This is a genomic window from Streptomyces sp. NPDC000134, from assembly GCF_042899225.1.
GTDB lineage: Bacteria > Actinomycetota > Actinomycetes > Streptomycetales > Streptomycetaceae > Streptomyces.
Map to the genome: position 1 here is coordinate 268,478 of NZ_JBIAZN010000006.1, position 12,465 is coordinate 280,942.

Annotated in this window: 9 protein-coding genes, 1 tRNA gene and 1 pseudogene; 9 read left to right on the forward strand and 2 right to left on the reverse strand. The window is 69.4% G+C overall.

Annotation, left to right across the window (positions count from 1 at the left end; translation table 11 throughout):
* Positions 1 to 51: 51 nt before the first annotated feature.
* Entirely contained in the window at positions 52 to 1,353 is a 1,302-nt protein-coding gene (locus ACFY32_RS11860) for a hypothetical protein (protein WP_390674023.1), read from the reverse strand.
* Between the two features lie 523 nt (positions 1,354 to 1,876).
* On the opposite strand from ACFY32_RS11860, the pseudogene ACFY32_RS11865 reads away from it, so the two are divergent.
* Positions 1,877 to 2,059, forward strand: a pseudogene (locus ACFY32_RS11865) (site-specific integrase); the annotation flags it as partial.
* A 192-nt stretch (positions 2,060 to 2,251) separates the two neighbouring features.
* On the forward strand, positions 2,252 to 2,635 hold the full coding sequence (locus ACFY32_RS11870) for a DUF6083 domain-containing protein (RefSeq protein WP_359196224.1): 384 nt from the start codon (positions 2,252 to 2,254) through the stop codon (positions 2,633 to 2,635).
* A gap of 175 nt (positions 2,636 to 2,810) precedes the next feature.
* On the opposite strand, the gene ACFY32_RS11875 is transcribed toward ACFY32_RS11870, so the two are convergent.
* A tRNA-Arg gene (locus tag ACFY32_RS11875) sits at positions 2,811 to 2,882 on the reverse strand.
* A gap of 97 nt (positions 2,883 to 2,979) precedes the next feature.
* On the opposite strand from ACFY32_RS11875, the gene ACFY32_RS11880 reads away from it, so the two are divergent.
* The 7 genes from ACFY32_RS11880 to rho all read left to right on the forward strand — a co-directional run bounded on the left by ACFY32_RS11880 (position 2,980) and on the right by rho (position 12,241).
* Positions 2,980 to 3,483 (forward strand): response regulator, encoded by a 504-nt coding sequence (locus ACFY32_RS11880; RefSeq protein WP_359196227.1) that lies wholly within the window; start codon positions 2,980 to 2,982, stop codon positions 3,481 to 3,483.
* 106 nt (positions 3,484 to 3,589) lie between these two features.
* Complete coding sequence (gene nrtL / locus ACFY32_RS11885; RefSeq protein WP_390674024.1) at positions 3,590 to 4,609, forward strand: ArgS-related anticodon-binding protein NrtL; 1,020 nt, start codon at positions 3,590 to 3,592, stop codon at positions 4,607 to 4,609.
* Between the two features lie 17 nt (positions 4,610 to 4,626).
* Positions 4,627 to 6,018, forward strand: a complete 1,392-nt coding sequence (gene lysA, locus ACFY32_RS11890) for a diaminopimelate decarboxylase (protein WP_359196233.1) — start codon at positions 4,627 to 4,629, stop codon at positions 6,016 to 6,018.
* 144 nt (positions 6,019 to 6,162) lie between these two features.
* Positions 6,163 to 7,455: a homoserine dehydrogenase gene (locus tag ACFY32_RS11895; RefSeq protein ID WP_359196236.1), complete on the forward strand. Its 1,293-nt coding sequence runs from the start codon at positions 6,163 to 6,165 to the stop codon at positions 7,453 to 7,455.
* A gap of 6 nt (positions 7,456 to 7,461) precedes the next feature.
* Positions 7,462 to 8,520, forward strand: a complete 1,059-nt coding sequence (gene thrC, locus ACFY32_RS11900; protein ID WP_390674025.1) for a threonine synthase — start codon at positions 7,462 to 7,464, stop codon at positions 8,518 to 8,520.
* Between the two features lie 319 nt (positions 8,521 to 8,839).
* Complete coding sequence (gene thrB, locus ACFY32_RS11905) at positions 8,840 to 9,769, forward strand: homoserine kinase (RefSeq protein ID WP_359196242.1); 930 nt, start codon at positions 8,840 to 8,842, stop codon at positions 9,767 to 9,769.
* 411 nt (positions 9,770 to 10,180) lie between these two features.
* Complete coding sequence (rho, locus tag ACFY32_RS11910) at positions 10,181 to 12,241, forward strand: transcription termination factor Rho (protein WP_359196245.1); 2,061 nt, start codon at positions 10,181 to 10,183, stop codon at positions 12,239 to 12,241.
* Positions 12,242 to 12,465 lie beyond the last annotated feature (224 nt).

Below are 12,465 nucleotides of genomic sequence, written 5' to 3' on the forward strand. Positions count from 1 at the left end.
AAGGCGCGGCGATCAACTTCCTCAAGCTGATCGCCGCGCCTCACTGGCTTTCTATTCACTCATCTCATCTAGGCCTTCGAGCAATGCCGTACGGTCAACCGTATCGGCCTCGTAAGGTGTGCTGGGGAGCCCGAAGAGCGTGCTGATCTCGGCGTCATTGATGATGTTCCGACTCAACCCAATGATTGCGTCGAACAAAAACACTGGCTCCGCCTGCGGCCACAGCAATTGCAGAGAAGCTAGTGGCTTCATGTAATGTTCGTGGTGGGTTTCTGCATACAGGTTTCCGAAGAGTGCTGTCTTGATCGCCTGTCGTGAGCACCCTCGCTTCAGGCGGCCAAAAAGCATCACCTGAGCGATGCCTTTCTTGATGTCGTCGGTCCTGTCGATCCCGGGTAGGCTCTTTGTGTTATCTACTCGGAGCTGCTCTCGCTGCCCGGACTCCGGGTCCCGAGACTCGATATTGCCACATCCGAACCGCAGCCACCGAGTTTCGGGTGCCTCACTGTTGAAAAGTCGATAGCCAACCAGGTGACGTTGCCACGCTGTGAGCAACACTTCTACTTTCCCTGCGTCCTGAGCGATACCTTCTAGATCTCTCAAGGGCCAGAGAGGCTCAATAGGAGGTGAGATCGAAAGCTTACGTTGCTCAGGTTCTGCGGCCCCTACGAAAAAGGACCAATCTGCTGATTCCGCTAGGTCATCGACCCACGAGTGATGCGCATTTTCGCGGGAGGGTTGCCCTACTACGAGCGGGAAGGCTACCAGCGGGCTGGACTTGATCTCTCCAAGGATTAGCCGCTCTGCCGTTGCGATTACCAAATCAAACTCGCCTCTATGGCCTCCGCCAGTCGTGACGTATGCCTCATTGGCAAGTTCGCTGACGAGTGCCCTGATGACGAGGGCTCCCAAGTCGCCGATCATTCGGCCATTCGGGCGGCTCAATTTTTTTTGCACGGCATATCTTTTGCCGCCGCGGAGTTCAGACCCTACAAGATAAGCATCGCGTAGGTTATTCCCTTCAGTCACACATCCGGGGCACATCCAGACATAAGGGAAGAATGCAAAAGTCTGCCCATCTACGTTGTGTAGGTAGGCCGGCTTGTTCAGCTGTCCGTCGGTGGCGCCGGAATGGAGAAGGTATGCATACAAACCTGAGACGAGGAAGTCGAAGAGGGTGGATAGTGAGAATTCCTGCAGGGAAGGGTTGTTTAGAGAGTGGACGGTGGAGATCCAGTGCCTGATCGTTCGTTGCAGAGATTCGTAGAGGGCAGTGCCGTTCGCTTCCCGCAGGAAGGACGTGGCGTCAGTTTGCCGTACGAAGGTCGGCTTTCTATAGATCAGTTCGTCCAACACCGAAAAGGCTTGACACTCTGGACGTTCAATGCAGGCTGAGCATGGCGTGTCGTTCTCGTCAATTGGGAGAGGGATCTGCATTTTAACCCTTTTGTGAGAGTCGCAAAATACCGAAGTCACGCACCGCCCCGACCGCCTGGGCCACCTCCACGATTCCTTCGGGCCCGTGAGGTGACTCCTTCGGCTCGAAGGGCGCGTGCATCTCGGCGGGCAGATTCTCGCGCAATACCCTTTTGAGGTGAATTGGGTATTTTAGGTGCCTTTTGTCGATCATTGCGAAGTTCCCTCGTTGAGCTGCCTCAGTGAATGCTACTTGCCCAACTTGAGCCGCGACGCTAAGTGGACGTAGGCGCGCTCGCAGGAGGTGGCGCCGCCGCTCGGTCCTTCTGGGCACTGTTCTGCTCTTGCCGCGGGGTGACGTGATGCGCGCTCAGGCTTGGAGCGTGTTTGGCCAGGTGGCCTGCCCGGTCTAGATAGCTCACGGGCTTGACCAATCGCTTTTACGAAAGAGTTGGTTAGTCCGTACGATCTCCGGCACTCGGCGTTGTCCACCTGGCTCAACGCCGGTGTCGACCCGACGGAGGTCGCCGAACGCGCAGGCAACAGCGTGGAGGTCTTGCTGAGCCGGTACGCAAAATGCTTCGACGGGCGGCAAGAGGTCGTCAATCGCAAGATCGAAGAGTTGTTGTGCGAGTACGAGTGACAGGTACGTGAGTCGTAACCCCCAGCCCGCATGGACTGGGGGCTTCGCCGTATCTCGGCCGCGTGTCGTCGGCCGTTGGTTGTCGGTTCCACCTGCCGCGTCGCTTTTGGCTCCGCTGATGGACTGCTGCCCCAGGGGTTCCGTCCGGTTCGCGCTCTACGCGGAGGCTGACGGACTGGTGACCCTCACGGTATGGGGCCTTTAGAGAGGGAACCGCGGCGGCTGAGTGGTGGACAGTCCTCTTGTCCTGACTGCGGTCTGTCGCAGGACCGAGTGCCGACGCTTGAGCAAGAGTGGGTGCTGCTGGAGCCGGACATGAATCCTCTGGCCCATACGGTGCCGGCGGAGCACCGGTGGATCGAACTGTCCGATGGGCGGGTGACGGTCTACGGGGTGTGCCCGCCAGATCAGTTCCAGCGGTGTCGCGTCGAGCACCGCCTCGCCTGCCCTGCACAACCTCTGCCGGATCTATGGCCGTGGTTGACGTCCCTACGAGGGGAGAACGCGCGGCGAGTGGAGCGGCAGAACGATCCGGAGCCGCCTTCGTCCTCTGAGGAGTGGCCGGACGCCGGCTGATGGCCCTTCCGGCAACTCTGGGGCTGACTAGGGGGGACAGTCCAAGATCCTGTCCACGAATAGTCCACAGAGCTCGACATACGCCCGCTTCCAGTGGCATCCGCCTGCACATACGCGAAGACCCCGACTCCAGCGAACTCGCTGGTGGCGGGGTCTTTAGGCACTTCCTGCGAAGTGCCCCCGGCAGGATTCGAACCTGCGCACACGGCTCCGGAGGCCGTTGCTCTATCCCCTGAGCTACGGGGGCGTGTCGCTCGCGGCGACGGGTGAAACACTACCAGCTCTGTCGGGGTGGTCATGACCGGGTTTCGCGTGAGGTGATCAAGGGCGGTCCCCCACAGGGGGTGGAAGTCGGGAAAAGCCGGACGCGATGGCCGGTCCCGACCTACTCTCGAGTTGTGCCAGGCGCGTCGGGCCGGGTCCTTGTCGTGGACGACAACAAGGTGATCCGGCAGTTGATCAGGGTCAACCTCGAGCTGGAGGGCTTCGAGGTCGTGACCGCGGCCGATGGTGCCGAGTGTCTGGAAGTCGTGCATCAGGTGCGGCCCGACGTGATCACCCTCGACGTGGTGATGCCCCGTCTCGACGGGCTCCGTACCGCTGCCAGACTGCGGGCCGATCCGCGTACCCGGGACCTTCCGCTCGCCATCGTCAGCGCCTGCGGCCCGTACGAGGTCGACGCCGGTCTCGATGTCGGCGTCGACGCGTTCCTGGCCAAGCCGTTCGAGCCCGCCGACCTCGTCGGGCTCGTGCGGAACCTGGTCGAGCGTCCGTCCCGCGGCGGTGAGGGCGGGGACGACGGGGACGGGCACACCGAGGCCGCCGCACGCGGGGAGCGCGCCGGGTAGTGGTCGTCGGGGTCCGCTGTCCCTGTGAGACGCGCCGCCGTCCACATCTCGGGACCGCCGCAAACTGGTTCGCCTACCCGCCCCCTTCCTCCCCTACGCTGGTGCCGTGACCCCCGTCGAGCTCTCGCGCACCCTGCTGCACGCGGTGCGGCGCGCTGTCGACGAGGGGAAGCTCAGCGTGACCGTCCCTGAGCGGGCCGTGGTGACCGCGCCGGGGCCCGGGGGATGCGGGGACTACGCCAGCAACCTCGCGTTGCAGCTCGCCCGACCGGCCGGGCAGCCGCCCCGGCGCGTGGCCGAGGCGCTGCGGCCGTATCTCCTCGGCGCCGGCGGAATCCGCGAGGTCGTCGTCACCGGGCCCGGGTTTCTCAATATGCACCTCGCTCGTGACGCCTCCGCCGGGCTCGTCGGGCACATCCTGCGGGACGGGGTCCGGTACGGGTTCGTCCAGCAGGGCGGGGAGCGGCGCGGGGTCCGGCTGCACTGTGCCTCCGAGGCTCGTGCGCTCGTCTTCCGGGACGCCGTCGCCCGCATCCTCCGGTCGCAAGGCGTCCACGTGTACGACGCCGACGCCCGCGACGCCCGCCCCACCGACGTCGACGCCCACACCGCCGACGCCCCCGAAGACGTCCACCTCCGCCCCGCCCCCGCCCCCGCCTCCCCCCACGCCCTCGGCCCCGACGCCGCCCGCTGGGCCCTGCTCCACCCCGCCGCGCACGACCGCCCCCGGATCGACGGCCGGCACCTCGTGCAGCGGGAGGAGAACCCCCTGTTCCGGGTGCGGTACGCCCACGCCCGGACGCGGGCCCTCAGCCGTAACGCCGCCGACCTCGGGTTCGGGGCCGTCCCGGGGCCCGTCGCCGGGGCTCAGGCGTTGCTCGCGCGGCTCGGTGATCATCCGCGGGTGCTGGCGGCGGCGGCGCGGGACCGGGCTCCCGACCGGGTCGCCCGGCAGCTCGTCGCCGTCGCCGACGAGCTGCTGCCGCTGCTGCCCTTCGTGCTGCCCGTCGGGGAGGAGAAACCCTCGGCCGCCCACCGTGCCCGGCTCGCGCTCGCCGAAGCCGCCGGGGCGGTGCTGGCCGGCGGCCTGTCCCTGCTCGGCATCGACGCACCCGACCACCTCTGAAGAGAGCCACCGGAGAAATGAGCCGTTCCGCACACCCCGCCGGGCCCCGGCACGCCGACGTCCTCCCCGAGGGGCACTACGCCGCCCCGCCCGCCGACCTCAACGCCCTCGATCCGAAGGTGTGGGCGCGGACCGTCGACCGCGACGCCGACGGGGTCGTCACCGTCGGCGGGATTTCCGTCGTCCGGCTCGCCGAGGAGTACGGCACCCCCGCCTACGTCCTCGACGAGACCGACTTCCGTGCTCGGGCGCGGGCCTGGCGGGACGCCTTCGGGGCCGACGCCGACGTGTTCTACGCCGGGAAGGCGTTCCTGTCCCGGGCCGTCGTCCGCTGGCTGGACGAGGAGGGGCTGAACCTCGACGTGTGCTCGGGGGGCGAGCTGGCCACCGCGCTGTCCGCCCGGATGGCCCCCGAGCGGATCGCCTTCCACGGCAACAACAAGTCCGCCCAGGAGCTGGAAAGGGCGGTGCGCGCCGGGGTCGGGCGGATCGTGCTCGACTCCTTCCAGGAGATCGTCCGGGTGGCTCACATCGCCCGGGAGCTGGGCAAGCGGCAGCGGGTGCAGATCCGTATCACCGTGGGGGTGGAGGCGCACACGCACGAGTTCATCGCCACCGCTCATGAAGACCAGAAGTTCGGGATTCCGCTGGCGGGCGGGCAGGCCGCCGAGGCGGTGCGGCGGGCGCTGCAGCTCGACGGGCTGGAGCTGATCGGCATCCACTCGCACATCGGGTCGCAGATCTTCGACATGTCCGGGTTCGAGGTGGCCGCGCACCGCGTGGTCGGGCTGCTGAAGGACATCCGGGACGAGCACGGCGTCGAGCTGCCCGAGATCGACCTCGGGGGCGGGCTCGGCATCGCGTACACCAGCGACGACGATCCGCGCGAGCCGCACGAGATCGCCAAGGCGCTGACCGAGATCGTCACCCGGGAGTGCGAGGCGGCAAGGCTGCGGGTGCCGCGGATCTCCGTGGAACCCGGGCGGGCCATCGTCGGGCCGACCGCCTTCACGCTGTACGAGGTCGGCACCGTCAAGCCGCTCGACGGGCTGCGTACGTACGTCTCCGTCGACGGGGGCATGTCGGACAACATCCGCACCGCGCTCTACGACGCCGAGTACAGCGTCGCCCTGGTGTCCCGGGCCAGTGACGCCGAGCCGATGCTCGCCCGGGTCGTCGGCAAGCACTGCGAGAGCGGGGACATCGTGGTCAAGGACGCGTTCCTGCCGGCCGACCTGGCGCCGGGCGACCTCATCGCCGTACCCGCCACCGGGGCGTACTGCCGGTCCATGGCGAGCAATTACAACCACGTGCTGCGCCCGCCCGTCGTCGCCGTCCGGGACGGCGAGGCGCGGGTCGTCGTCCGGCGTGAGACCGAGGAGGATCTGCTGCGGCTCGACGTCGGCTGATCCGGCGCGTGCGCGCGGGAGATCTTCCGCGCGCACGCCCCGCGCAATTGAAATTAATGTCTCACGATCCGGACGAAGGGCAGAAACTCCCGTCCGGTGAGTGAGACTGGTTCCACCGCAGACGGTAAGAGGAAACGAGGTCGGATGATGCGTACGCGTCCGCTGAAGGTGGCGCTGCTGGGCTGTGGAGTGGTCGGCTCAGAGGTGGCGCGCATCATGACGACGCACGCCGACGACCTCGCCGCCCGGATCGGCGCCCCGGTGGAGCTGGCGGGCGTGGCGGTACGGCGGCCCGACCGGGTCCGCGAGGGCATCGACCCCGCGCTGGTCACCACCGACGCCACCGCCCTGGTCAAACGCGGGGACATCGACGTCGTCGTCGAGGTCATCGGCGGCATCGAGCCCGCCCGGACGCTGATCACCACCGCCATGGAGCACGGCGCCTCCGTGGTCTCCGCCAACAAGGCGCTGCTCGCCCAGGACGGCGCCGCGCTGCACGCCGTCGCCGCCGAGCACGGCCGGGACCTGTACTACGAGGCCGCCGTCGCCGGCGCCATCCCGCTGATCCGCCCGCTGCGCGAGTCCCTCGCCGGCGACAAGGTCAACCGCGTCCTCGGCATCGTCAACGGGACGACCAACTTCATCCTCGACGCCATGGACTCCACCGGCGCCGGGTACCAGGAGGCGCTCGACGAGGCCACCGCCCTGGGGTACGCGGAGGCCGACCCGACCGCCGACGTCGAGGGCTTCGACGCCGCCGCCAAGGCCGCCATCCTCGCCGGGATCGCCTTCCACACGCGGGTGCGCCTGGACGACGTCTACCGCGAGGGCATGACCGAGGTCACCGCCGCCGACTTCGCCTCCGCCAAGGAGATGGGCTGCACCATCAAGCTGCTCGCCATCTGCGAGCGGGCCGCGGACGGGGCCTCCGTCACCGCGCGGGTGCACCCCGCGATGATCCCGCTCAGCCACCCGCTGGCCAATGTCCGCGGGGCCTACAACGCCGTCTTCGTGGAGTCGGAGGCGGCCGGGCAGCTCATGTTCTACGGGCCCGGCGCCGGCGGGGCGCCGACCGCCTCCGCCGTCCTCGGCGACCTGGTCGCCGTCTGCCGCAACCGGCTCGGCGGCGGGCGCGGGCCCGGTGAGTCCGCGTACGCCGCGCTGCCCGTGTCGCCGATGGGCGAGGTGGTCACGCGGTACCACATCAGTCTCGACGTCGCCGACAAGCCGGGCGTGCTCGCCCAGGTGGCCACGGTGTTCGCCGAGCACGGGGTGTCCATCGACACCGTCCGGCAGTCCGGAAAGGACGGCGAGGCATCCCTCGTCGTCGTCACCCACCGCGCGTCCGACGCCGCCCTCGGCGGCACCGTCGAGGCGTTGCGCAAGCTCGACACCGTGCGGGGTGTCGCCAGCATCATGCGGGTTGAAGGAGAGTAACCAGCAATGACCCACCAGTGGCGCGGAATCATCGAGGAGTACCGGGACAGGCTGCCGGTCTCCGCCAGCACGCCGGTCGTGACGCTCCGCGAGGGCGGCACGCCGCTCGTGCCCGCGCAGGTGCTCTCCGAGCGCACGGGCTGCGAGGTCCACCTCAAGGTGGAGGGCGCGAACCCCACCGGGTCCTTCAAGGACCGCGGCATGACCATGGCCATCAGCAAGGCCAAGGAGGAGGGCGCGCAGGCCGTCATCTGCGCCTCCACCGGCAATACGTCGGCCTCCGCCGCCGCGTACGGCGTGCGCGCCGGCATGGTGTCCGCCGTCCTCGTGCCGCAGGGCAAGATCGCGCTCGGCAAGATGGGCCAGGCCCTCGTGCACGGCGCGAAGATCCTCCAGGTCGACGGCAACTTCGACGACTGCCTCACCCTGGCCCGCGCGCTCAGCGACAACTACCCCGTGGCGCTGGTCAATTCGGTCAACCCGGTGCGCATCGAGGGGCAGAAGACCGCCGCCTTCGAGATCGTCGACATGCTCGGCGACGCGCCCGACATCCACGTCCTGCCGGTCGGCAACGCGGGCAACATCACCGCGTACTGGAAGGGCTACAAGGAGTACGCCGCCGACGGCATCGCCACGCGCACGCCGCGCATGTGGGGGTTCCAGGCGTCCGGCTCCGCGCCGATCGTGCGCGGCGAGGTGGTCAAGGACCCGTCGACCATCGCCACCGCCATCCGGATCGGCAACCCCGCCTCCTGGGACTTCGCGCTCGCCGCGCGGGACGAGTCGGGCGGCGCCATCGACGAGGTGACGGACCGTGAGATCCTGCGCGCCTACCGGCTGTTGGCCTCCCAGGAGGGCGTCTTCGTCGAGCCCGCCTCCGCCGCCTCGGTCGCCGGTCTGCTGAAGGCCGCCGAGCAGGGCAAGGTCGACCCGGGCCAGAAGATCGTGTGCACCGTCACCGGCAACGGCCTGAAGGACCCCGACTGGGCCGTCGCCGGCGCCCCCCAGCCGGTCACCGTCCCGGTCGACGCCGCGACCGCCGCGGAGCGCCTCGGCCTGGTGTGATCCCCCGTCTGCCCGGCCGGCCGGGCAGACGGCGGCGCCGACCGGGGGAGGGGTTTCACCGGGGGTGCATAGGGGGCTTACGACACGCATCGTGCGCCTCCTGTGCGCCCTATGTCGCCACAGAACCTTCCTTCGATAGGCTGTACCGAACCCGCCCGCCGCATATGCCGCGGTGCCGCGCCGTCTCCGCGGTCGGGAAGCGGTCGGGACGGTCGTCCGTACGGCAGGCTGCGGCGGCCGGATCGGGTTCCTCGTACGTCATCGGATGTTCCTCGGAAGTCATTCGACCATCACGCAGCTCAAGGAGAGTCAACGAGCGATGGCCGGTCCAGCGTTCCGCGCCGCCGCCGTCCGGGTGCGCGTCCCCGCCACCAGCGCCAACCTCGGTCCGGGCTTCGACGCCCTCGGCCTCGCGCTGGGGCTCTACGACGACGTCGTGGTCCGGGTGGCCGACTCCGGGCTGCACATCGACATCGCGGGGGAGGGCGGCGAGACCCTGCCCCGCGACGAGAAGCACCTGCTCGTACGCTCCCTGCGCACCGCCTTCGACCTGCTCGGCGGACAGCCGCGCGGCCTGGAGATCGTCTGCGCCAACCGCATCCCGCACGGCCGCGGCCTCGGCTCCTCCTCCGCCGCCATCTGCGCCGGCATCGTCGCCGCGCGGGCGGTGACCATAGGCGGCGAGGCCCGCCTCGACGACGCGGCCCTCCTCGACCTCGCCACCGAGATCGAGGGCCACCCCGACAACGTGGCGGCCTGTCTGCTGGGCGGCTTCACCCTGTCCTGGCTGGAGGGCGGCGCCGCCCGCGCGATCAGGATGGAGCCCGCCGATTCCATCGTTCCGGTGGTTTTCGTGCCCGGAAAGCCGGTACTGACGGAGACGGCGCGCGGACTGCTCCCGCGCACCGTGCCGCACGTCGACGCCGCCGCCAACGCCGGCCGCGCCGCACTGCTCGTCGAGGCCCTCACCCGGCGCCCCGAGCTGCTGCTGCCGGCCACCGAGGACCGCCTCCACCAGGAGTACCGCGCCCCGGCCATGCCCGACAGCGCGGCGCTGGTGGAACGGCTGCGGGGCGACGGCATCCCCGCGGTGATCTCCGGTGCCGGACCCACCGTCATGGCGCTGGCCGAGGCCGGCACCGCCGACAAGGTCGAGGCGCTGGCCGGCGCGGACTGGGCGGCGAACCGGCTGAGTCTGGATCTGCGAGGGGCGAGCGTGCTGCCGCTCGCGCCCCCCGGCGACATGTGAACGCGCACGGTTGCCGGATGTGGAGAGGGGGAATGTTTGTTGGATCCGGTAGTGTTAACCTCAAGTCTGCACCCGACCTCACCATGGCGAGGTGCCTCGTGTCCCCGTCCGGGACAGACATTCTTCCGGGAGCCCCCCAAGCCGCATTGTGTTGTGAACGCCGTACGCCACGCGTCCGGCCTCCATCGGCACTGAGCTGCTCGCCGGGCACGCTCCGGAACCGGTGCGACCACGCCGCGTGACACAGACACTGGGTGCCACGGCTCAAGGAAGCGCCATCACCAGATATCTCTTCCGCCGCTTAGGCGGACCACCGCCCCGGCACGGTTCACACAGCAAGGACCGAAGCCGGACAGCACAACCGGTCGCCGAGCCAGACAGGCCGACGTCCGCTCCAGGGAAGGACCCTTCGTGAGCGACACCACCGATCTGATGGGCGCACGTGTCGAGGAGACCGCTGCAGCGCCCGCCACGGACGCCTCCGCGCCTGCCACCGGTGCCGGCTCCCGGCGGCGCCGCGGTACCGGCCTCGAGGGCATGGTGCTGGCCGAGTTGCAGCAGGTCGCATCCGGCCTCGGCATCAGGGGCACCGCGCGGATGCGCAAGAGTCAACTGATCGAGGTCATCAAGGAGGCGCAGGCCGCCTCGGGCGGGCCCGCCAAGGCCGCGGACGGCGCCGCCGAGAGCAAGCCGAAGCGCCGCGCCACCGCCCGGACCCGTACGGGCGACGAGGGCGCCGCCGAGAAGGCGGACAAGGGCGAGAAGGCCGGGAAGAAGGCGGCCAAGGCCACCGACTCCGCCGAGAAGGCCGCCGGCGCCCAGCAGCAGATCGAGATCCCGGGGCAGCCCGCCGGCACCCCCGCCCGGACGAGCGAGGCCGACGAGGCCCCCGCCGAGCGCCGCCGGCGCCGCGCCACCGCCGACGCCGGCAGCCCGGCCGCCGCGACCGAGACGGTCGCCGCCGAGCCGAAGACCGACGCCGCCGCGCAGCAGTCGCAGCAGCAGTCCCAGGGCGGCCAGCAGCACCAGGGCGACGCCCGCTCCGACGGCGACGGCGGCGAGGGCCGCCGCCGCGACCGCCGCGACCGCGGCCGGGACCGCGACCGCGGTGACCGGGAGCGCGGCGACCGCGACCGCCGCGGCAAGGGCGACGACCAGCAGAACCAGGGCGGCGGCCAGCGCCAGCAGCAGGGCGGCGGCCGGCAGGACCGCCAGCAGCAGGACGACGACGACTTCGACGGCGGCCGCCGCGGCCGGCGCGGGCGCTACCGGGACCGCCGGGGCCGGCGCGGACGCGACGACATCGCCGCCGAGCCGCAGATCAACGAGGACGACGTGCTGATCCCGGTCGCGGGCATCCTCGACATCCTCGACAACTACGCGTTCATCCGCACCTCGGGCTACCTCCCGGGCCCCAACGACGTGTACGTCTCCCTCGCCCAGGTCCGCAAGAACGGCCTGCGCAAGGGCGACCACATCACCGGCGCCGTGCGCCAGCCCAAGGAAGGCGAGCGGCGCGAGAAGTTCAACGCGCTGGTCCGCCTCGACTCGGTCAACGGCATGGCGCCCGAACACGGCCGCGGGCGGCCGGAGTTCAACAAGCTGACGCCGCTGTACCCGCAGGACCGCCTCCGCCTGGAGACCGACCCGGGCGTGCTGACGACCCGGATCATCGACCTGGTCTCGCCGATCGGCAAGGGCCAGCGCGGTCTGATCGTGGCCCCGCCGAAGACCGGCAAGACCATGATCATGCAGGCGGTCGCCAACGCGATCACGCACAACAACCCCGAGTGCCACCTGATGGTCGTCCTCGTCGACGAGCGTCCCGAAGAGGTCACCGACATGCAGCGGTCGGTCAAGGGCGAGGTCATCTCCTCGACCTTCGACCGCCCGGCCGAGGACCACACCACCGTCGCCGAGCTGGCCATCGAGCGCGCCAAGCGCCTGGTGGAGCTGGGCCACGACGTGGTCGTCCTGCTCGACTCGATCACGCGTCTGGGCCGGGCCTACAACCTCGCCGCGCCGGCCTCCGGCCGCATCCTCTCCGGTGGTGTCGACTCCACCGCCCTGTACCCGCCGAAGCGGTTCTTCGGTGCGGCCCGCAACATCGAGGACGGCGGTTCGCTGACCATCCTCGCCACCGCGCTGGTGGACACCGGGTCCCGCATGGACGAGGTGATCTTCGAGGAGTTCAAGGGCACCGGCAACATGGAGCTCAAGCTCGACCGGAAGCTCGCCGACAAGCGCATCTTCCCCGCGGTGGACGTCGACGCGTCCGGCACCCGCAAGGAGGAGATCCTGCTCGGCAGCGAGGAACTGGCCATCGTCTGGAAGCTGCGCCGGGTGCTGCACGCCCTCGACTCGCAGCAGGCGATCGAGCTGCTCCTGGACAAGATGAAGCAGACCAAGTCGAACGCCGAGTTCCTGCTCCAGATCCAGAAGACGACCCCCGCGCCGGGCAACGGCGACTGAGGACACCGTCCGCACCGCCACGAGGGCCGCTCCCGCACCGGGAGCGGCCCTCGTGGCGTCCGGTGCGTCCGGTGCGCCCGGTGCGTCCGGTGCGTCCGTGGCGTACGGGACGGAAGGTGCGCACGAGAGACCTTTGCCACACCGGTCCCTTTCTGTGTGTTTTCTGTGCGGTTCGGTGCGGCCCCGCGAAACCCCAGGTGAGCGCCGGAATCCCTGGCCCTCGC